At 43.9% G+C, this 21,091-nt stretch carries 15 protein-coding genes and 3 tRNA genes; 13 read left to right on the forward strand and 5 right to left on the reverse strand.

Translation table 11 applies throughout. From position 1 onward, the window contains the following. Positions 1 to 65: 65 nt before the first annotated feature. Positions 66 to 284, forward strand: coding sequence for a translation initiation factor IF-1 (gene infA, locus G5149_RS06855; RefSeq protein ID WP_005300033.1), 219 nt, complete (start codon positions 66 to 68; stop codon positions 282 to 284). A gap of 68 nt (positions 285 to 352) precedes the next feature. Here infA and clpA read toward each other — a convergent pair whose 3' ends face one another. Beyond that, positions 353 to 2,605: an ATP-dependent Clp protease ATP-binding subunit ClpA gene (gene clpA / locus G5149_RS06860; protein ID WP_337072928.1), complete on the reverse strand. Its 2,253-nt coding sequence runs from the start codon at positions 2,603 to 2,605 to the stop codon at positions 353 to 355. 59 nt (positions 2,606 to 2,664) lie between these two features. Then, complete coding sequence (gene clpS / locus G5149_RS06865) at positions 2,665 to 2,982, reverse strand: ATP-dependent Clp protease adapter ClpS (protein WP_005337111.1); 318 nt, start codon at positions 2,980 to 2,982, stop codon at positions 2,665 to 2,667. Between the two features lie 229 nt (positions 2,983 to 3,211). On the opposite strand from clpS, the gene cspD reads away from it, so the two are divergent. Continuing rightward, the gene (gene cspD, locus G5149_RS06870) at positions 3,212 to 3,430 is read left to right on the forward strand and encodes a cold shock-like protein CspD (RefSeq protein WP_033115164.1); all 219 of its coding nucleotides are present in this window, start codon (positions 3,212 to 3,214) and stop codon (positions 3,428 to 3,430) included. Between the two features lie 111 nt (positions 3,431 to 3,541). Here cspD and folD read toward each other — a convergent pair whose 3' ends face one another. Further along, entirely contained in the window at positions 3,542 to 4,396 is an 855-nt protein-coding gene (gene folD, locus G5149_RS06875; RefSeq protein WP_216978970.1) for a bifunctional methylenetetrahydrofolate dehydrogenase/methenyltetrahydrofolate cyclohydrolase FolD, read from the reverse strand. 213 nt (positions 4,397 to 4,609) lie between these two features. Between folD and G5149_RS06880 the strand changes: the two genes are divergently transcribed. The 6 genes from G5149_RS06880 to G5149_RS06905 all read left to right on the forward strand — a co-directional run bounded on the left by G5149_RS06880 (position 4,610) and on the right by G5149_RS06905 (position 10,489). Continuing rightward, a tRNA-Pro gene (locus G5149_RS06880) sits at positions 4,610 to 4,686 on the forward strand. A 45-nt stretch (positions 4,687 to 4,731) separates the two neighbouring features. Further along, positions 4,732 to 4,822: transfer RNA gene (locus G5149_RS06885), tRNA-Arg, on the forward strand. An 11-nt stretch (positions 4,823 to 4,833) separates the two neighbouring features. Beyond that, positions 4,834 to 4,910: transfer RNA gene (locus tag G5149_RS06890), tRNA-Arg, on the forward strand. A 146-nt stretch (positions 4,911 to 5,056) separates the two neighbouring features. Then, entirely contained in the window at positions 5,057 to 6,466 is a 1,410-nt protein-coding gene (locus tag G5149_RS06895; protein ID WP_139440991.1) for a tyrosine-type recombinase/integrase, read from the forward strand. An 11-nt stretch (positions 6,467 to 6,477) separates the two neighbouring features. Then, complete coding sequence (locus tag G5149_RS06900; RefSeq protein WP_139440990.1) at positions 6,478 to 9,834, forward strand: hypothetical protein; 3,357 nt, start codon at positions 6,478 to 6,480, stop codon at positions 9,832 to 9,834. Next, positions 9,827 to 10,489: a hypothetical protein gene (locus G5149_RS06905; protein ID WP_139440989.1), complete on the forward strand. Its 663-nt coding sequence runs from the start codon at positions 9,827 to 9,829 to the stop codon at positions 10,487 to 10,489. The genes G5149_RS06900 and G5149_RS06905 overlap by 8 nt, the downstream gene beginning before the upstream one ends. 109 nt (positions 10,490 to 10,598) lie before the next feature. Here G5149_RS06905 and G5149_RS06910 read toward each other — a convergent pair whose 3' ends face one another. Continuing rightward, entirely contained in the window at positions 10,599 to 11,306 is a 708-nt protein-coding gene (locus G5149_RS06910; protein WP_139440988.1) for a hypothetical protein, read from the reverse strand. Between the two features lie 33 nt (positions 11,307 to 11,339). Continuing rightward, complete coding sequence (locus tag G5149_RS06915) at positions 11,340 to 14,201, reverse strand: UvrD-helicase domain-containing protein (protein ID WP_139440987.1); 2,862 nt, start codon at positions 14,199 to 14,201, stop codon at positions 11,340 to 11,342. Between the two features lie 514 nt (positions 14,202 to 14,715). Between G5149_RS06915 and G5149_RS06920 the strand changes: the two genes are divergently transcribed. From G5149_RS06920 to G5149_RS06940, 5 genes are all read left to right on the forward strand, one after another. Continuing rightward, entirely contained in the window at positions 14,716 to 15,921 is a 1,206-nt protein-coding gene (locus G5149_RS06920; protein ID WP_081999279.1) for a cobalamin biosynthesis protein CobQ, read from the forward strand. Beyond that, positions 15,914 to 17,704 carry a ThiF family adenylyltransferase gene (locus tag G5149_RS06925; RefSeq protein ID WP_081999283.1) on the forward strand — a complete coding sequence of 597 codons (1,791 nt, stop codon included), beginning with the start codon at positions 15,914 to 15,916 and terminating at the stop codon, positions 17,702 to 17,704. The genes G5149_RS06920 and G5149_RS06925 overlap by 8 nt, the downstream gene beginning before the upstream one ends. Continuing rightward, a complete protein-coding gene (locus tag G5149_RS06930) occupies positions 17,676 to 18,179 on the forward strand; it encodes a Mov34/MPN/PAD-1 family protein (RefSeq protein WP_162513481.1) in 504 nt (167 codons plus the stop codon). Before G5149_RS06925 ends, G5149_RS06930 begins: the two co-directional genes overlap by 29 nt. Next, entirely contained in the window at positions 18,169 to 18,705 is a 537-nt protein-coding gene (locus G5149_RS06935) for a hypothetical protein (protein WP_081999281.1), read from the forward strand. The genes G5149_RS06930 and G5149_RS06935 overlap by 11 nt, the downstream gene beginning before the upstream one ends. Positions 18,706 to 18,991: 286 nt before the next feature. Next, positions 18,992 to 20,422, forward strand: a complete 1,431-nt coding sequence (locus G5149_RS06940) for a hypothetical protein (protein WP_139440986.1) — start codon at positions 18,992 to 18,994, stop codon at positions 20,420 to 20,422. Positions 20,423 to 21,091 lie beyond the last annotated feature (669 nt).

Genomic DNA, 21,091 nt, shown 5'->3' on the forward strand with positions numbered 1-21,091 from the left:
TTACACATAGCCTTAAATCCGGCATGATCCAGCGGTTTTTTGTTGTGGCTTATCAAGAGGATTCAATGGCTAAAGAAGACAGTATTGAGATGCAGGGCACTATTCTCGAAACCCTGCCCAATACCATGTTCCGTGTGGAACTGGAGAATGGTCACGTGGTTATCGCTCATATTTCAGGCAAGATGCGCAAAAACTACATTCGTATCCTGACTGGAGACAAAGTAACGGTAGCACTGACGCCCTACGATCTCTCCAAGGGACGTATTGTTTTCCGCTCTCGCTAAGCCAGGAATTCAGCAAAAAACCCCAACCTTTCGGTTGGGGTTTTTTGTCGTTTTCTGATCGCTGACGCTTAGTGGGAAACAGCTTCAACATTGACCTGAAAATCAAAGCTGAGGCTGTCATTTACCAACTCAACCTTCACAATTCCCCCGTCAACCAGTGAACCGAACAGGATCTCGTTGGCCAGGGGTTTCTTGAGGTGCTCCTGGATCACCCGACCCATCGGTCTGGCGCCCATGGCTCTGTCATATCCCTTCTCTGCCAACCAGTGGCGAGCACGCTCGGACACCTCGAGAGAGACCCCTTTAGCATCCAGTTGAACCTGCAACTCGACAATGAACTTGTCGACAACCTGATGGATAACCGTCATATCGAGATGGTTGAACCAGATGGTGTGATCAAGCCTGTTACGAAACTCCGGGCTGAAGGTCTTGTTGATCACCGCCATGGCATCGTGGCTCAAATCCTGTTGCTGGAAGCCAATCGATTTACGCTGGGTCTCCTGCACACCGGCGTTGGTGGTCATCACCAAGATGACGTTACGGAAATCCGCCTTACGCCCGTTGTTATCGGTCAAGGTACCGTTGTCCATCACCTGCAACAGCAGGTTGAACACATCCGGATGTGCCTTCTCAATCTCGTCGAGCAACACCACCGAATGAGGATGCTTGATCACCGAATCAGTCAGCAAACCGCCCTGTTCAAAGCCAACATAACCGGGAGGTGCCCCGATCAGGCGAGAAACGGTGTGGCGTTCCATGTACTCGGACATATCAAAGCGCAACACCTCGACTCCCAACGCCTTGCCGAGCTGTTGAGTAACCTCGGTCTTGCCCACCCCGGTCGGGCCGGCGAAGAGGAAACAACCTACCGGGCGACGCTCGTTACCTAAACCTGAGCGCGAGAGGCGAATAGCATCCGTCAGCACCTCAATGGCCTTGTCCTGACCAAAGACCACCATCTTGAGGTTGCGCTCCAGATTCTTAAGCACCTCTTTATCGGAGGAGGAGACCGATTTTTCCGGAATGCGGGCGATCTTGGCGACGATGGCTTCAATCTCCTGAACGTTGATCACTTTCTTGCGCTTGCTCGCCGGCAACAACCGCTGGCCAGCCCCCGCCTCATCGATCACGTCGATTGCCTTGTCCGGCAAGTGACGATCGTTGATGTACTTGGCGGACAGCTCTGCCGCAGCGCGAATCGCCTTGGCGGTATAACGCACTCCATGGTGAGCCTCATAGCGGCTCTTGAGGCCCATCAAGATACGGGTAGTGTCATCCACGGTCGGCTCGGTGATATCGATCTTCTGGAAACGACGAGCCAAAGCGCGGTCTTTTTCGAAGATCTGGGCATATTCCTGATAGGTAGTGGAGCCGACACAACGGAGCAAACCATTGGAGAGCAGCGGTTTGATAAGATTTGCGGCATCCAGCTGGCCACCTGACGCAGCACCTGCACCGATGATAGTGTGGATCTCGTCGATAAAGAGGATCGCCCCTTCCTGACGCTCAATCTGCTTGAGCAATACCTTGAGGCGCTTCTCGAAATCGCCGCGGTATTTGGTTCCTGCCAGCAGAGAGCCCATATCCAGCGAGTAGATGGTGCTACCGGCAATCACCTCAGGCACATCGCCTTTGACGATACGGTAAGCAAGACCTTCCGCAATGGCAGTCTTGCCAACACCCGCCTCACCCACCAGCAGCGGATTGTTCTTGCGGCGGCGGCATAGTACCTGGATGGTACGATTGAGCTCCTGGTCACGACCGATCAGCGGATCGATACGCCCTTCCAGCACCAGCTGGTTCAGGTTGGTGGCAAAGCTCTCGATCTGTGCCGCTGAAACATCATCGTCAGATTCCGGATTGTTATTGCTGACATCCGGTTTGCTGTCCTTGCGCACCCCGTGGGAGAGGAAGTTCACCACATCGAGGCGACTGATCTCGGCTTTTTTCAGGAAGTAAGCGGCCTGAGACTCCTGCTCGCTGAAGATGGCGACCAGTACGTTGGCACCACTGACTTCGGTATTGCCGGAGGATTGCACATGGAAGACGGCACGTTGCAGTACGCGCTGGAAGCCCAGGGTCGGCTGGGTTTCCCGATCTTCGTCATCGCGCGGAATAAGCGGGGTTGTTTGAGTGATGAATGCGCGGATCTCCTTGCGCATCTGCTCGACATCGGCACCACAGGAGCTCAGCGCCTCATGGGCTGAGCTGTTATCCAGAAGGGCTAACAACAGGTGCTCGACAGTCATGAATTCGTGGCGCTCGTCACGAGCCAGTTTGAAAGCCTCGTTCAGCGTCTTTTCCAGATCTTTATTCAACATAGGCACCTCCCCTAGTACAGCTACAATGTGGTGTCACACTCGCCATCAAGTCATCAGATTCAAGCCTTTTCCATAGTGCATAGCAGTGGATGTTCGTTGTTACGTGCATAGGTGTTGACCTGGACAACCTTGGTTTCGGCGATCTCTGCGGTAAACATGCCGCAGACACCCTTACCACTATAATGCACACTCAGCATGACCTGAGTCGCCTTGTCCAAATCCATACCAAAGAACTTTTGCAGCACCTCCACCACAAACTCCATCGGGGTATAGTCATCGTTGTTCAGCACAACTTTATACATGGGTGGCGGCTGCAGCTTTGTTTTCTCTGCTTCTGCAATCTCTTCATTAGCAAAGAGTTCTTTCTGCTTGCTCATAATCGCGCTTTGGTACCTCTAGATTACTACCGTCTCACACAAGCTTGTCAATAGACTTGTTAACCAGATCACATCAGTTGTTAACAACTCCTTGACTCGCTCAAAAGTTAGACTAGATTGGTTACTTGCTAATCTGTGCCCGTCTGCTATGGGCTCATGTCCCTAGTTATAATGGGCTGGCGCAGGTTACTCAACGACTTCTGGGTAATCAATAAAAGGATGTAGAAGTATGGCAACCGGCACAGTTAAGTGGTTTAACAACGCAAAAGGATTTGGGTTTATCTGTCCGGAAGGGGGTGGTGAAGATATCTTTGCTCACTACTCCACCATTCAAATGGAGGGCTACAAGACCCTGAAAGCGGGTCAGGCTGTCCACTTTGAACTGCAACAGGGGCCGAAAGGAAATCACGCCTCCGTCATTGTGCCGAACGAAGCACAAAATATATAAACGAAAACCCGTTGGATAAATAAAAAACCGGTTCCTCTCTGAGCAACCGGTTTTTTATTTTCATTTATGTGACTCGCCTGGCATTAGCCACGCACGCACCATTGTCACGCTTTAGTCATGGTACTCATTACAGGCTATCAGAGTATTTTCCATCAGACTGGCCACCGTCATGGGGCCAACACCACCGGGAACCGGGGTGATGAATGAAGCATGACTGCGCGCCGTTTCAAACTCCACGTCCCCGGCCAGCGAACCATCCGCCAGACGGTTTATACCCACATCGATAACCAGCGCCCCCGGCTTGATCCACTCTCCGGGAATAAAATTGGGTTTGCCGACCGCCACTACCAGCAAATCTGCACGGCGAACCTGATCCTCCAGATCCCGGGTAAAACGGTGACAGGTCGTGGTCGTGCAGCCGGCCAACAGCAATTCGAGGGTCATGGGACGCCCGACGATATTGGAAGCACCGACCACAACGGCGTGCAAACCATGGGTTTTAACACCCGTAGTCTCAATCAGCGTCATGATCCCTTTCGGGGTGCAGGGACGCAGCGCCGGAATACGTTGGGCCAGACGGCCGACGTTATACGGGTGGAATCCATCTACATCCTTGTCAGGCTGGATCCGCTCCAACACCTGAGTGGTATCAAAGTGATCCGGCAACGGCAGCTGAACCAGAATGCCATCTACGTGGCTATCCGCATTCAACTGGTCGATCAGCGCCAGCAGCTCTTCCTGACTGGCAGTTGCACTCAGATCATAGGAGCGGGAGAGAAAACCCACCTCCTCGCACGCCCGACGTTTGCTGCCGACATAAACCTGAGAGGCGGGATCCGCCCCCACCAGAATGACTGCCAGCCCTGGAGCCCGTTTCCCTGCCGCCAACCGCTGTTGGACTTGCGCCGCGACCTGGCTGCGAATCGTTTGCGCAACCTGTTTTCCATCTATGATTTTGGCAGACATCGTTCTCCACTCACCATGTGTTCAACTGCCGCGCATTGTCGCATTTTTTTAGCCGGGATGTTAGCGGCAGACGCACGCCATACCTGTAGCGGGCAATAAGTAGGCACTTGAATTTACTGGGGGAAAAAGTCGTTGACGCTGGCCCTTACGCTTGGCTATGATGCCCGCCCGTTGCCCAGTACGACTCATGTCGATATGCTGGTCAGGAATTTTCGGTGATTAGCGCAGTCCGGTAGCGCATCTGGTTTGGGACCAGAGGGTCAAAGGTTCGAATCCTTTATCACCGACCATGTTCATCGACTTGTCGTCAAGACGCGTTGATACAGAGCGCCCTTAGCTCAGTCGGATAGAGCAACGGCCTTCTAAGCCGTGGGTCGCAGGTTCTTATAAGGTACAGATTTGTAGTGCATACGTAGAGTCACTGCAAAAGAGATTCTGAGGGTATAGCTCAATCGGATAGAGCAACGGCCTTCTAAGCCGTAGGTTTCGGGTTCGAGCCCCGATATCCTCTCCATTTTCCATGCTTTTCAGTAAGTTAGAAGAAAGCCGCTACATTTCAATGTCGCGGCTTTTTTTTTATTCTCAACAAGTAGTTGCGCACTCGTATGCACTAGTATAGGGTGAATTCTGTACAGGGATTCAGTGCATATGGAGACAAGCTTGGACAGGATTGCATTTCATCTCTCAACTGGTCAAAAATCGTTCGCCTTCTACAGCGATGGAAAGCCCATTGAAGCGTTGAATTGTTATGTCAACGATCTAGCTAGAAGTGCCCCCAAGAGCACAACTGTCAACGTTGCCTCAGACTTAAAAACCTTTTTTGTGTACCTAGAGGCTTTAAGTGACCTAAGCACAATCTCCAGTCTGGAGAGCACGCTCACCGGAACATCACTACTCACTCAAATCATCAAGCAGTTTCCGCTTTACCTGGCTCGCGGCACAGAAAACAACAAAGACTCACTGGCCTACTTTGCTGCCGCTACAACAAAGAGGCGTCCTACTCAAAACAACACAAACGAAAGGATTATCTCTTCAGTTCGTGGCTTTCTCCGCGCATCAGCAACACAACACATAGAAATGCAGGCAGCGGAAGATATGGGGCTGATCAATATTAATTTGGCTCCAGAAGCAATGTTTAAAGACGCATTGCTTAGCAAAGCAGTCACTCCGTATGAAAGAAAACAGCTATTTAAAAAATCCATGTTTGCTGGGGTAATATGCAATGGCCCTCGTTTAGCTGAAGGCAGCCTTCTGAAGTACAAGAAAGTATTTCATTACGCAGCAAAAGGAAGTGGTAGAGAAAAGTGGCTTCCTCCTGAGGATACCCTCCCCTTGCTCAATGCAGCTAAAACCCTTCGTGATCGCTGTTTGTGGTCACTGATGCTTGGTACTGGTCTTAGAAGTATTGAAGCCTTTGCTCTCTTGCTAAGAGACATCAACGTAGAAGAGAAAAAGATTAGTTGTGTCAATCCAATAACACGCCCCTTAGAATATGGTAATACATTTGAGAGGATTTCTGGAGAGGCACTTTCATCAGCAGCATACAAGGGACGTGATACCGAAGAAACGTTTTTTATTGAACCTTTTCGTACGATATTTTTTGAGACTCTTCCACGTTATCTTCGTGAGGAACGAGCCCCCCTGCACTGTGGGCATCAGCTATTATTCGTTGTACTTAAAAAACCCTACGAAGGGCGCCCTTTGGTTCTTTCAGACCATAATACTAGGTTATATCCCTTCAGAGCTGCTCTTGAGAGAGTTTACAAAGTACGAGGGACTCCAATGCCAAAAAATTTCGGTCTTCATTCAACACGGCATTTTTTTGGCATGTACAGTCTCAATTATCTTCCTATCCAGTTAGAAAATGGAAATATTAAACATGGGCTGAATGAGCACACTGTCCAAAGATTAATGGGACATTCATCTATCGAATCAACTCTAGTTTATGCTGTGCCGGACATAGAGAAGGTCAGGACTCAAGCTGAGGATGCAATGAGATTACTCACATCCAACATTGTAAATTCCACGGATATGAAAATGCTAGCCGAGTCCTTTGGCGCTAATTTTTAGGTGTGTTAATTATGTTAGATGATAAGAATCTCAGAGACATTGGGCAGTCAATCTCAGAAGACCTTCATGCCTTCTCATATCTTAAGGGTGTAGCACGTAACTACGACCCCAGAAAATGGTTCGCCTATCAATTAAGCTTGGTTCCAATTGAGTGGAATGAATCACTTGTTACAAAAATCCTTGAAACAATCTCGGATGCAAGAGCGTGGCAGGATAATTTTGATAGTATCTTTCCATCCATAATGCATTTGGCTGTTGATAGTAAAGCCAAGGGAACCGTTCGCTTCATTTTTTTTGCTCTGCTGGCTAATGCTGCGCAGTCCGGATGCAAACTTCCCGCTGAAATCCGTTGGGGAGACGCAAAGATTCATAATGAGCTATTAGGAAATGGGACATGGCTTCACTATTTTCCTAGAATTGCTATAGACTTAATTGCTGAATCACAACGCCCTGATAAAAAATCAGAACTGAGACCATTTATTAAAAATGAAGTTCTAAAAGGGACAAATTTCAATCATAAAACGTTGACATCAACTGTCAGTTTTATTGCCCGTTATATGCTCTGCAATGGTATTACCTCATATAAACAAATGACACCTGAGTCGTTTTCTCAGTTTATGATTGAGAGTACTATTGCCATGCCATCAAGCGCAATAGCATGGCGCCAGGTCTGCTATGCATTAGAAGTTGGCAGAGTTCTTCCACATGAGTGGTGTAATGATGTTGAGTTACTTTTTACAAGACGACCTGTAGAATCTCGAATAGCCAAGCTGAATGACCAGAATCTTTTCTCCACTAGAGATGCCCAACACAAAAATGTTGAATACAAAGAGGTATGTCGCAGTGAGGAAATAAAGTTATTAGGCGAAGTCTGCCATAACTCGACCGTCCAACGTGTACTAATCCCTATTGTAAACAAAGGCATTGTTGAATTTGGAGATATTACTATAAATAAAAGCACCACTGAATATGCTCCAAACAACATCGAGGATGGTCTATGGAAACGAGCTCAACTAGCATTCTGTAATGTCGCTCATATTGAGAAAAACACATCAAAAGATCGAGCAAGAGCACTACAATATCTGAATTCGTATTTATATTCTTATTTACCAAAATTTTTTGAAAAAAATGAAAACTGTTTATTTGAATATCCTAACACCCCGAGTAAGTTTATAGGTTCTGTGTTTTTTCTCGTGGATCCCGTTATAGACTATCAATATAAAAAAACCGCTGAAGCCAGCGGAAAAGATGTTATATATCCTGTTTCACTTTTCGATTTCATTGACGCTTTAGTACAAGATAATAGCAGGGATGATGATACGGATTTTAATGAGCGAAACACGATAAGAGAAGCTCTTGCAACATTAAGGCGATTTTTTCAAACAATAATTGACGAATATCATGAAATCGATGGATATAATCTAAAGTCTAATCCTATCCGTTCATTTCGAAACGTAGGATATAAAGCCAGAAGCAAAAGCAGCAAAGATATATTTCATTTGGGATATTGGGTTATATTTCGTATTTTTTTGAAGGAGCTAGCAAAAACGCTTTTGATTATTTCCGCTAAAAGAGCACGTAAACATCTAGAAAATGATGAGTCAGAATACGTTGATGTTTTGAAGTTAGAATTAAATAAAATCCATAAAATTCCATATTTTGAACATTTACAGAACACTATAGACAGTGACTCAAACTCTATATTCATACCAGCGACTATTACGCTAGGTGGTATGGAGTTTGATATTGGAACCATTGAATACCCAAGCAATAGTAAAGGCATAACGAAAAAAATTAAAATGGGTAAATCGCTTACTATGGTTCCGTTAGCTAACTATCACCATGTTATGATCTTGGTTATAGCTGCTTATGCAGGCCAACGAGCCTCTAACGCTGCATACCTATGTGCTGATACATTTGATTCTGACTATACACCTCCCATCAATGGAATGATCAGTGAAAGACTAGTGCCACTCCGCATTCGAACCGATAAGGTCAAACCAACAGGCCTTGATAGTATGATATCGGAAGAAATTATGGTCATGTTGCGTTTTGCCAGAACACTTAGACAGCTTTACTCAGAGGAGGCATATACACAACCGATCCCATATCAGGATAATGAGCAGTCCAAGAACGGAAAATTCCGCCCTCTGCTACAGTCAACATCAAAAAACTCAGATTATCATTTTTCTATATCTCCCTATATTAAAATGTTTGAGGATTGGCTAACAAAAACTGGAATACCATTTGTCAGCAAACTCAGTTACGCACCAATAAATGCAACGATTAGAAGCCTAGATCACGCAAAAAAACATGGTTCAATAATCAATGCACCTTCTTATTTAATAAAATATAGTAATGAGTCAGAACCACATCCGTTCACACCAATCGTCCAGAAAACCGCAATAACTATACATAGTCTGCGAACACAACTTGTAACCGTAATTCATGCCGCAACTGGAGATAGTGAGGCGGTAAGGATGTTTACAGGACAGAGTGATGGCACCATTAATTTTTATACCAAACTTGACATTGAAACAGATAAGGTTCTGGCTCCAATTCGAGAAAAATACAGAATAGCATCTGTAACTGAGTCAGTTGTTCGTGAAGAAGATCTCATTAATGCGGTTACTCGACTCGATGGTAATGCATCACCATTTTTTGCAGGCTCTGAGGTGGGGCTGAATGCACTCAAAGAGTCCGGTGGCCGTGGTTTGGCTCTCAACTACACTCACATTTGTCCGCATGACAACCAGTGCCCAGAAGAAGTAATTAACACACATGGTAGAATGAACTGTCATGAATGTTCACGAGCATGTATTACCGAGCATCACAAAGTGGCAATTTCGGCTGTAATAAGACGCAATCTAGATGAGATAAATGATGCTTCTGCAATGCTAAAGAATTCAACTAATCAAGCAGAACAAGATACGCTAAGAATACAGTTAACAAATAGTTTATATAAAGCATCGTGTTGGTTTGTTAGATTACGGCATATAGAGGACAATCCAGGCTCATTCATGATATTAGGAGCTAAAAATATCGAACAATTTAGGATAATCCCCAGTGACGATATATCCAATAAACTATTTGCACGACTACAGGAGACCAATGGAGCACCCTCAATGCAGAGTAATTATTTACAACGCATGGCCTCCATGATCGCAGGTAAAATTCAGGTAATGGCTATGCGAGAGACATTACCTAGTTTTGATAATATGCAGAATTATGACCCTGTGAGGTTTGTAGTACAAAACTTGACCTTATTAGCTGAGTTAAAAAATACGACGCCAGAAAAGCTCCTAGATTTGTGTATGGAACAGAAAACCTTAGATATAAACCTGCTAGAGGAACTCAAAATTGTTTGAGCGAATGAAATATAGTCCAATGCTAATAGAGAAAGAGCGAAAGGTTCAGACTCGAAAAGATCGCATTGAGAAAATATTGAGAAGCCTCGATTGCGATCTCTACCCCACCCTAACCGCCCTCACAGAGGCAATAGCTAGAAGATATAACGAGATTTACTCAACTCAGGATATCTCATCAGAGATCCACCCTAGAAGAGATTTATTAAGTGGCTCCACATTAAGACGAAAAAACAGTCCTTACCGAACGCTAGTCGCATCATTTTATAAAACGGAGGAGCGAATAAAAATCCAACTACGCTCTAAGGAGGCACAACTCGCCGAGGAAAACTTAATCTTACGCAGCGAGTTAGCAGCAATGCGCAGTGAATCCCAAAATCTAAAAGCTGCTCTAGAAAATGCTCATCAAGAAATAGAGCGACAACGATTAAATAGCATAACCTCACGCACGGCATCGGGAGTAACACCAAAATATTCTGATGCTGAGATCATGGCTTATAAAGCCATTCTGTTATTGTTTGAAGCAGGCCGCTCATCCTCCGGTTTCGAGATAAAAAATGACTCAATCACCCAAATTTCTCTCCGTGGAGATATCACTGTAGTGGATGAATCAAGATGTCCTTTGTTTTTTAGCTGGTATAGAGGAAAATCAAGATGAAGCCATATATTTAATACAGCTCCCATGTAATAACAATATCACGTTACCCATAAGCAAGGTGATTTAATTACCACGTTAAAATAAATCACCTTCATCATCAACTAAGTGATCACCACTTTCTAGATAGGTCATCAAAATGGCTATCTATTCTAGCCTTGTTCATTAACTCTTTTTTCTCCTGCTCATTCAAACTAACCAAGTTATGAGAAAACTCATTAAAAAACAGCACAGGCTTAAATAAATATTGTGTTGAGTCAAGAAATTCATGATTCACTCGCATCGAGAGATACTCAAGTTTATCAATGAACCTATTGTAAACCCAGCCACTTCTATGGCCTTTATTCCTGGCAGCCTCTGCAAGAACCTCTATCTCTCGCGTCAAGAATGAGTTAACCAGCTCAGCCTGGGCAGGAGCATTTGCACACAATGTTTTAAATGAATTAACCCACCACCGTTTAAATGGAATAGAGGAAAATGCACAACTACCGCCAAGCCAGGGTGACCGATACCCAATATCTAATCTACGAGTCGCCTCGTTTGAAGACAAAGGGAAAAATTTTTCAATACTATCGAGCCGTGAGCTGAGCCTGAAGCCAGCTGTCCCCTCTGCTTCGTATACCTCACCAGTGTTGTAGCTGCCGATATGGTGGTATAGAACCGTACCAAAGGGGGCACTGCGTTGGTCTTCTACTAACTGGTATAAAGCAAAAGACCTACAATCTCCCAGATCCCACCCAACCTTTAAATCTTCACACAGGCTAGCATTGGTAGAAAACGTACTATTGAATTCATTTATGATTTCGGAATACGTATCCATATGTCCCCCTACCTTAACTCACGTAATTAGTTATCATAAGCCTGCCTTGACCTTGATGGTAACCTTGCACTGGTCATCCTTAATCCCATAACCAGTACATCCCCAAAAGTCACCATACTGACCATTACGGATTTTCATTGGTCGTCCGCACTCAGGGCATATTTTAATTTTGCAACCACAAAGAGAATTATTGCAAACACTCTCATTCCTTGTATCAATTGATGGTGAGTGGCATTTTTCACACACTCTAGCCTTTCCTACAGGACAGCCAAAACCTGTGCTACAAGCATAGAAATCACTATACGGCCCCTTAACCAACCTTAGATAGCCATCTGTACAGTATGGGCACTTGAACCTTTTTTTTGATTCCTCACTGAATGCTTTTGAAACAACATTTATCTTGTATTTTGGCGAGAGTAACTCCGTCACAAAATCGGATGGTGCTGTAGGATTGGCAATAATATATACTTTCTTCCTTGCTCGGGTAATGCCCACATACAGGAGACGCCTTTCCTCAGAATGAGGATATGGGTCTAGAGATGGCAGCAGGGATTCAACTATAAGGTTGTCTTTATTTTCATTAGGGAATCCCATCTTTCCTTGAAAGAAGCCGATTAAAATTACATAGTCTGCCTCTAACCCCTTAGATTTATGGAAACTCCAGAAGTTAACATTACGCAAAGTATTAGTCTGTTTTAATGCACTCTTAGCCTCATTTAAAAGATAGTTATAACGAGCAATAACGGCGATGCTTCCAGTCGCATCATTTTCTCTAATCTTTTGAACAACCTCAGCGACTCTTTTATTCAAACCTCCTTTTTCTGGGGATTTGTCATCAAGCAGATAAATCTGTGAATCCTCAACCACAGTATGCGTTTCTATATACTTTTTATACTGTTCAGGATTTTCCATAATGAACTGACCAGCAGTATCAGCAATACTATTGTTATAGCGGAAGGTCTTTTGTAGCTTAGTAAGCGTGTAGCTACCAACGATTTCACCAAAGCGAGTTGTTAGCTCTAACTTTCCACCATTAAATCTATAAATTGACTGCCAATCATCACCAACGACAGTTAGTGATGGCTGTGGCCCATTTTTAATGATGGTCTGAATGAACTCCATTCGAGCTGTTGATATATCCTGGAACTCATCAACCAGTATGTATCGCCATTCAGGAATATATTTGCCAGCATTCACCTCCTGAATCGCTCTGATTATCATGTCATCAAAGTCAATTGCATTCTGTTCTCTGAGCTCACTGATATATGCATGATGAAGCAAATCCAAGATTTCTGAGAGCTTCTTGGAATGATGCACTCCAGTAGCATCGAACCTACTCTGTATGGACTCTTTCGTGAGGCGTTCAACTCGAATGGATTGGAGGGCTTTTGTCAAAAGTTCACCCCAGCCTGTGATATGACCCATATCACGCAGCTTGCTGAACAATTCATCAGGAGATAATGGATTAAGAATGACACCATTATCAAACAGCTTTTTCTTGAGGTTTTCCAGTAAGACACCTTCTATCCATTCATAATGGAATGTCTCAATTAAAACAGTTTCACATTCATTATGCAGCATTCTTTTATTATTAATGGACTGATTATAAGAAACACGATCTATATCTGGCCTGGTTCTTCCATGACGGTCTATACCGAAATGCTCAATATAAAGTTCAGGTTCTATGATTTTAAAGTCTGGGCGATAGTCAAAACCAATATCAATGCGCCGTTTGGTCACATATGGAGACTCATACTTATACTCAACACCATTCTCATAAAGGAAATTTGCTATAAGGAGTTCCTGGTAACCCTTAACGAGATCACTGTTGAGGGTTCTGAATTCGTTGTCCCTGATATACGCTTCATATTCTGATTTTGACTTAAAATCAAAAGGGTTAACGGGTTCTGGGAACATGTTTATAAAGTCATAAATCCTATCGATATCTGATGATAAATACTCTTCAAGCCATGAGGTGACCCATAGTTTTAGCTTTACGTCATCCTCAGTAAAAATAGATATGTTGGTATCAACGTTTGAATTACGTAGAATCATCCTGCCTAACGCATGGAAAGTAGCAATCTCTGGAGTCGATTCTAGCTCAATATTAGACTTTTTAGCTTTATCTGCGAGGCGTTCACGTAGTTCGTTTGCAGCGGCATTGTTATATGCAAGAACCAAGATCTCCGATGGCTTCGCTAATCCTCGGTCTATCAAATCGAGGGTCTTAGCAACCATTACAGATGTTTTTCCAGTACCAGCTGCTGCAAGCACCATATTCCTATCATTGGAGCGTAATACGCCCAAACGCTGCTCATTAGTTAATGGATTTGATTCTACTACATCAAAGAACTCTTTTCTTTTTATAAGTTGATACTCTTCGTGCTGTTCGCGTATGTAGTCAATATTAAGAGGATGATATGATATTAGATTTTTTACCTTCTCTATTAGTTCAGGATTTAAATATATTTCCCATTGTTCGCTCTGGGCCTCATAGTCGCGGCTCAATGACATACATATCTGAGCAAGATTACTCACCCAGGAATCTCTTGGGTACTCATCAAAAGCAAGACTATAAAACTCGGTAACTTTCTGCTCTATTGTTGTTGTAATATGCTTTGCTATTAAATAGTTTAGCGACTCAACGAAGCTATCTGAATCAGTACATCTAATAAATTTGTGTTTTTTAGTCTTACCTCCAATTTTATAGGTAAGTATCCCGCCTAGAAATTTTCGTTCAAAAGTTGCAAAACTTCTGAAGTCGGATGCAGAGTCATTTTCTAAAATAGTATCTTTTTTTGAGGATACTAAATTATCTCCCTGCACAACAATAGTATCTGAGCCAAGGATTTTCCCAATAAAATTAAATGATAGCTTGGCTATGGAATCATTCATTAACAACTCTCTAATTAATGCGTGATGTGACTGATTTCCTAGCCCACAAGTTGTGGAGCCAAATGAGTGATATCGTAACAGATTACAGGAGTAGTTTGGTCACAAACCTATGAGTAGAGAAAACTAGATGAGAGGGCGATCACACGGAGCTGCATCTAAGTTGTGGTTTGGGCTTGTGAAGCCAACTGGCTGCACACCAGGCGTTGTTTGACCTCAAGAGCATGTGACATTGCGTACAAGCCCCATGGGACTGGCAACAATGTAGCACTCCATGCGGCCACGTTGGCGACAAGCGGGAAAGCAGCTGGCTAGAGTCATGGTTGTATACAAGTTGATAGGGTTTGGTATGCCTGTTCTCAAGCCAGTGAATAAAGGGGGCAACGGATTGGGTAAGGGTGATCTGACTTCGATTTTGATAAACAACGTTGAGTTGTATTCGGTTCTTACTAGTGGTTTGATATGTGTATCAATTAGCTCATGTATTCTAAACTCATCTTCATTATGGAGCACACAAATGGCATCACCGTCAATAGAGGTTTTCCCCGTAGGTAACGGAGATATGACCTTAATCACCACTAAAAATAACAAAAAGATTTTGATTGACTGCTATCGAAGAGCAGGTAAAGAGTACGATTACCTAGAAGATCGTCTGAGAGAGCGCCTGAACACTGACGAAGATGGCCGCCTCTATGTGGACGTGTTTGTTCTTACCCACCCTGATGCAGACCACATAACCGGATTTGACACCATGTTCCATACTGGTGTTCCAGATGGCTGGAGTGATAAGTCCAATAAAATTTTCATCAACGAAATTTGGTCATCACCTCGTGTATTCCGCCGAGCGACAGCAAAAGGGGCAGATGGCAACAACCCTCTTTGTGATGATGCCCGAGTATTCAATACAGAAGCTAAGCGTCGAGTTCAACTCTATCGGGATAGCAAGCACATTGGCGATGCTGGCAATCGTATTATCATCCTTTCTTCAGATGAAGATGGCAAAACAGATGATATCCAGCCCATTGTTGCCGATCTTTATACATTGTTCGGTGATATGTCCGGTATAGATGACAACTCTCTTAATGCTTTCTTGCTTGCTCCTGCCGATAAACAGGAGGTTGCCGAAGACGAAGAAGAGCTTACAAAGAACAATTCCAGCGCAATCATCCGCTTTGACTTGACTAATACTATCTACAATGACGAACTTGCTTGCAATATCACCCACACGCACTCAGTTCTCATCGGCGGCGATGCAGAAGTTAAGTGCTGGGAAGTTCTTCATGACAAGCTGAAGGCTACGGGTCAACTTGATGAGCTTGCCTATGATGTTCTTCTGGCTCCACACCACTGCTCTTGGCGCTCACTCTCTAATGACAGCGAATCGCAATGCGAAGATCCTCAACTGAATGAGTCCGCCCATGCTGCCTTGAGCTTCGCAAACCCAAGCGCATTAATTCTATGTAGCAGCCAAGAATTTGGTGAAAAGACACCTCCATCACAACGTGCTAGGGATGAATACGAAAAAATTCTCAAGGACAAAAAAGGAGGCGAGTTTTTGGCCGTAGTGGAGCAAGGTGAGGATGCTGATGGCAATCCGAATTCACTCATGATCACTTTCACTGAAGGCAAGCCAAAGAAAACAAAAAAAACACAAAAGCGTGACTTCTCGACGGTTGCTAACCCCGCAGCGGTTTCTAAGAGCGGAAAAAGTACGTATGCCTAATGTTCAGCTGACCTCAATTGAGGTACTAAGCGAGTACCTTTCTGACAGGTATTCGGCTGAGCGACTATCTGAAGGAGAGTTGCGGGGCTTGGGGATTACCTCAAGCCCCTATGCAGCCAGTTGGCGTATCCAAACTGACATCAGGCACCCAGACTGTGGTAATGAGATTCAATTGATTGTTGCGGCTATACCTACTTTTCCCTTCCGTGTTCCGCACATCTATACTCACCCCATACTGGAAGTCTTAAAGTACCCTCATGTTGAAGAGGAAGGTAGGCTTTGTGTATGGGGGGATGAGGTTTCCTTTGACCCGCAAGACATTGCTTATGTTGAACACCTAATCAACGACAGTCACTCTTTGGTAGAAAAAACAATCTCAGGTGAACTCGATGAGGACTTCTACACTGGTTTGTTAAGTTACTGGGCTCGTTCTTATACCCCCTCACCAAAGGAACAGAAGGCTACCAGTTTATGTAACGTCAAGATCCTTACATCTCGACAGATTCATGTAGCTTATGACAGCACCAAAGGAGTCATATTTGCTGACACCAAAGATGAGCTCAATGCTTGGCTGAAAAATATTGGCCTCAAGCCGAGCCACAAACACTGTTCTACCACACTCCTTATTAATCTGACTGAAGCTTGGCGGCCATCGGAATATCCAACGACACTTGGTAATATTTTGTCGATACTGGAAGCCCAATGTGTCAATCACGACCAAGCGTTAGCTGCAATCGCATGTATCTTGGGTTCTAGTCTCAATAATCATGCATTCTTAGTACAAACCAATACAGTCAACGGTGCAATTATTACTGCGATGAGGTGCGTGGGTGGCATTAGTACAAGAGGTCATGCCGGACAAGAAAATCTGCCCAAAGCAAAAGCTGGAAATGGTTTTAGAGATAACCGTATCCCTTTACAATACCTAAAAGCTAGATGTTCGCAAATTGCTATCCGTGGAATAGACGTAGAACGCAGAGACCCATCATGGGTTCTAGGTAGAGACTCGAACCCATGCCTCCCAATAACCAGTGGAACTACTATTGGTATTATCGGGCTTGGCTCTGTAGGTTCAAGTCTTATCCCTCTACTTATTAAAGCTGGGTTCAGTCAGTTTGTTTTATGTGATGGTGACTCACTTGAAGCTGCAAATGTCGGCAGACACCTTCTTGGCATGAACTACATAGGCACCAATAAGGCGGAAGCTTGCAAAAGTTATATTCAGAAGAACTACCCATGGGTAAATGTTTTGTATGCAGGGTGTCGTAAATGGTTTGACGACGAGAAAGCTATAGAAGCACTTACAACAAAATGTGATTTGGTCATAAGTGCAACAGCAGAATGGGCATCAGATAAAGCCATACAGGAAATGATAGAAAATGACAGACTATTATGTAGTGTTGTCTTCTGTTTTACCGAAGCACATGCTGTAGCTACCCATTGCTATGTAAATATGGCCGGTAGCTTTAGCTATGGGTCTCTATTTGATAACACAGGGAAACTCCAAGAAAGCTGCGCCAAGTTTGACCATCAAACCACAAAGAAAACACATTTTTGTGGTGGCGTATTCCAGCCATACGGCGGTGTAGAACTTAGCTTCGGGCATAGCATGATAGCTGAAACTGTCACTGAGCTTGCTTGTGAAGGCATTTATAAAGATTGCTATCGTGTATGGGTAGGGAGCCGAAAGCTTCTGCAATCAGTAGATGGCACATGGAATCCAGGTTGGGAAGAAAAGTATGGAGAGATTGGCGATGGCTCTAGAATCCTCAGCGTTATCTAGTCAGGCTGCGTCTGTTGAGTTCACATCCCTCTCTTTACATGGGCTATCAGTGAATTTTTCGGAAAACGCGATCAACCAATTATACCAGCACAAACAAACTGGTACAAAAGATGAAGCAGGTGGTTTTCTGTTTGGAGAAATCGATTCCGGTGTGGTGACGGTCTTATCTGTATCCTCCCCCAGCAGCGCTGACAAGAGGTCTCGCTTTGGCTTTTCATGGAATAAGCGAGAAGCCAACAAAACAATACAGGAGAGATTCAAAATGGGATTACACTACCTCGGTGATTGGCATACTCACCCTTGTTGTAATCCAACCCCTTCTTGGGATGACACCCAATCGATCCGAAGTACCTTTCTAGAATCTGAACATCAGCTTAATTATTTCATCATGCTGATTCTTGGAACTGCGGGGATCGAACAAAGTTATGTCGCTTTAACCGACGGTAAAAAGGAATATCGATTTAATGCAAAATGAAATTATACAAGAGCAGCTAAACACCAGAAAAGAGCTGCCCATACAACCGAAAGCCTACACAAAAAGAGATTTTTTCTGTGCTATCGCTGTTGGCATCTATCTTCTTTTGCTACTAATGCCTTCCATTGGGTACTGGTACATGGTCACAACTAATGCCCCCCCTCCTTGGGTTGTGTCGATTAAGCAAGTTATCGAGTGCGTGTTGGTAGCAGTTAGTGGGGGCGTACTGTATTGCTTGCGGGCGGTGTATTTGAATTATAGTGTCAGAAAGCAATGGGATGAGGTCTGGGTTGTTTGGTATTTATTCCGACCATTTGCTTCAGGCCTGATGGGTTTCGCCACTTATTTGATTATCTCTGCTGGTCTTGTAGCTGTAGGTTCGCCTTCAGCTGAGCATCCAGAGAAATTACTATATGTCCTATCATTTTTTGCAGGTCTGAATGTAGATGGATTTTTGAAAAAATTTGAGGGACAGGTGTCCAGTTCAGTAAAGGTTAAGGAAAGCAGACAAACACAAGGTTCGTAACCTTCAGCCAAACGTTGCTTGATCTTAAACCTCTTGCCGCCCACCACCCAGGGTGCGGTAAAGCTCTATCGTTCACGGCAAGTAATGACGATTGCAGCTGATGTCGCTATCGCTGCAACCTTCCTTTCTCCCGTCCCCTACGCAACTCGAAGCTCAAGACCAAGCGTATGACCCAATGAACCCTGTTGTTCGGCATACCAGAGAATATATGTGGTATTTATGATGTCTATGAAACATTTATTCTTTCCGACATGATATGTGCATCGTCACTTAGGAGCGCATTCATATGGGAAGAACATCGTTTGTCATCAATCCTGAAAGGCTGAAGGGTCTGCGCGTTGAATCAGGCCTGACCCAAGAAGTGTTGATGAGTAAGGCTTACAAGATTTTGGGACGCTCTCCAGAGGCCGCTCCAAAAACCCTCATTGGTCATTACCAACGAGTAGAAAAGAACGGACATACCAGCAAGGCTTTGGCAATTGCTCTAGCTCAAGTGCTTGAAACAACCGTAGAGGTATTACAAGGAAAAGATACTCCTGAGTCTTATCACTATATAGATAAATTAGTCAAACAACTAAAAGCACAGCTGGAACTCGGCAATAACCTAGCGCTTAACACTGAGTTCTCTGAGTGGCAAAGACAATATAATAGTGAATGTCCCGATATAGACGAAGACATCCATGGTTATGCAAAAGATCTTGGCATCAAAATAGAACTGGCTCAATTGATTGGACAACCTGACGAGTTAATAAAACTTCGAGATATTACAGGTTGGAGTAGCGAGCAAATTCTAAATCCTGCTAATGTACATGGTCACTGGTTTATCCGTAAGACTGTAATGGACTCAATAAGTACAAGTTTGGAGTATGGCCTTAGTGAGATTATGTGGGAGGTACAAGATGTCATCAAGAAGGTGAGTCATTACTATACAGAGGATATGCATATCAGCATTAAGCATGCATATCCCTGGATACATGTAGATCTTATCCACCCCAGAATGAGTGACTTCCATAAAACCACTTTCATTTTTTCAAGGACGTTACCTAAGCCTGATGGATTAAAATGGGTGTCACCTAGTGAAGCAGATAAATGGATGTTGTCTGAGCTAGACCGAATAGCATTTGATGAAGCAAATTTTGTAACCTTAAATGATGATTTTAATTATCCATCAGACATAACAAATTTAAGACTGAAAATCATTGAGATAACTGATCATGCTAAGAGCAGGATTGCATATTCCGAAGGTTGGTTTACTGACCAAGAAGATTCGGTATTTAACAGGTTTATAGTTAGTGGTAGATCTCATGCCTGGATAGTTAATAAGCTTACTAGTGGTCTAGCAGAGGGATTGCGTACTCATCTTCATCAACTACCTGAGGTCTCATGGAAGGTCAGTGCGAATAATGGAAGAATTAATTTAACCTGTGACACGTGGAGGTTATCTGCGGAAAAACGTAGAAAACTTGGCTTTTACAATCTAAGTTACACTATTTCGTTAGTTGAACTAATGCCTGATGGTAGCTATCGAGCTGCACCGTGGTCTAAAAAAGGCATAGAAGATGCAGCTAATGATATAACAAGACAATTACAGTGGGTATGGGCATCAGAAGATTTTGCTTCTGATGATGAGCAGATAATCCTTCACTTTCAGGAAATAACCAAGTTTGGAGAAACAGTTATAGATTTAACTAACTCATCCTCGCTGGAGGAATCATGAAATATTCAGCTTCTAAAGAAATAAATGATATTGTGCGGGAATATATCAGACGAAACTGGAGATACAAACGAGGTAAAAAACATGGCCTGCTATATCCACCAAACTGTGGTTTATTTATCGTAGTACCTGGCTCCCCTAGTGATAGCCTTGCTGGGTTCATTTTTAGTCAAGAGATAAGGAGACTAGAAAGGCGTGTACAGATCTAGTTATCACCTGACACCGGTCTTAAACCGGTGTCTTGTTTACGCTACTTTCGTGCGCCCTTCCTTTGGCATCAATTTCAGACCCTTTCATCGTATTGCACCTATCTCCCCTCCCTGATTACCAGCCAGCTCCAGCACATCCTCCAATGAGCTCACCTGGGAGGGACTAATCGCTACCCCTTTGCAACCAAGCAACCTGTCGAGCCAGCTATTGATTATTGCATAGTTCTGATGGCTGGAGTCACTTCAACCATAAATGCTTGTAAGCCCCATGCAACTAATCATGCATTAAATATGAATTATTTGCATAAAATTTATCCGCTATAAAAAATCAAGTTCGTAGGGGAAAACGTCAAGAATGCTTCAAATCGCCAAACAATTAACCAAACTCAAACGAGAATAACCATATTAATCAATTTTGATTTATATGACTACAGATAGTAAGCTATTGACACCAATGCGTGAT

Source organism: Aeromonas sp. 600479, assembly GCF_049175515.1.
GTDB lineage: Bacteria > Pseudomonadota > Gammaproteobacteria > Enterobacterales > Aeromonadaceae > Aeromonas > Aeromonas veronii_A.

Bases quoted from the DNA above. Each gene is read 5' to 3' on its own strand.
- cspD (WP_033115164.1), top strand. From the start codon at position 3,212: ATGGCAACCGGCACAGTTAAGTGGTTTAACAACGCAAAAGGATTTGGG.
- G5149_RS06930 (WP_162513481.1), top strand. From the start codon at position 17,676: ATGGCTCTAGAATCCTCAGCGTTATCTAGTCAGGCTGCGTCTGTTGAG.
- G5149_RS06935 (WP_081999281.1), top strand. From the start codon at position 18,169: ATGCAAAATGAAATTATACAAGAGCAGCTAAACACCAGAAAAGAGCTG.
- clpS (WP_005337111.1), bottom strand. From the start codon at position 2,982: ATGAGCAAGCAGAAAGAACTCTTTGCTAATGAAGAGATTGCAGAAGCA.
- G5149_RS06915 (WP_139440987.1), bottom strand. From the start codon at position 14,201: ATGAATGATTCCATAGCCAAGCTATCATTTAATTTTATTGGGAAAATC.
- G5149_RS06940 (WP_139440986.1), top strand. From the start codon at position 18,992: ATGGGAAGAACATCGTTTGTCATCAATCCTGAAAGGCTGAAGGGTCTG.
- folD (WP_216978970.1), bottom strand. From the start codon at position 4,396: ATGTCTGCCAAAATCATAGATGGAAAACAGGTTGCGCAAACGATTCGC.
- G5149_RS06910 (WP_139440988.1), bottom strand. From the start codon at position 11,306: ATGGATACGTATTCCGAAATCATAAATGAATTCAATAGTACGTTTTCT.
- G5149_RS06900 (WP_139440990.1), top strand. From the start codon at position 6,478: ATGTTAGATGATAAGAATCTCAGAGACATTGGGCAGTCAATCTCAGAA.
- infA (WP_005300033.1), top strand. From the start codon at position 66: ATGGCTAAAGAAGACAGTATTGAGATGCAGGGCACTATTCTCGAAACC.
- G5149_RS06920 (WP_081999279.1), top strand. From the start codon at position 14,716: ATGGCATCACCGTCAATAGAGGTTTTCCCCGTAGGTAACGGAGATATG.
- clpA (WP_337072928.1), bottom strand. From the start codon at position 2,605: ATGTTGAATAAAGATCTGGAAAAGACGCTGAACGAGGCTTTCAAACTG.
- G5149_RS06925 (WP_081999283.1), top strand. From the start codon at position 15,914: ATGCCTAATGTTCAGCTGACCTCAATTGAGGTACTAAGCGAGTACCTT.